This window comes from Bacteroides sp. AM23-12 (genome assembly GCF_003434395.1).
Lineage (GTDB): Bacteria > Bacteroidota > Bacteroidia > Bacteroidales > Bacteroidaceae > Bacteroides > Bacteroides thetaiotaomicron.
Genome location: NZ_QTLF01000103.1, coordinates 1 through 372, shown reverse-complemented (window position 1 = coordinate 372; position 372 = coordinate 1). Strand labels below are relative to the sequence as shown.

Below are 372 nucleotides of genomic sequence, written 5' to 3'. Positions count from 1 at the left end.
CTCGATCTGCCTGTTCCGAGCAGATTGCCTGCTTCGGACTCTCCGACTGAATTACTCGATCTGCCTGTTCCGAGCAGATTGCCTGCTTCGAACTCCCCGATTGAATCAGCTTTGACAGTCAGCACAGGTATTTCGGGTGCTATCAGAAAGCATTCTTCCGAACCGCTTCTTTCGGCTCTTGGCTTTTTCTTCATGGCCGATTGCTTCAGTCTTTCGGGGTGTAATAAATGCAGCACCAGCCAATTACGTTGTTTAGGGTTCATTTGTTCCCCTTTTACCAGTGCGTTCATGGATGGATAGGCTTGCAGGATATTTCCTGCCTCGTCCGTTGTGGCACAGGGGACGGGGGAGAGGGCGGGTGACGACGGACGC

At 52.4% G+C, this 372-nt stretch carries 1 pseudogene; it reads right to left on the bottom strand.

Annotated elements, in window-relative coordinates:
* Window positions 1–372: pseudogene (locus DW640_RS24210) on the bottom strand (endonuclease); the annotation flags it as partial.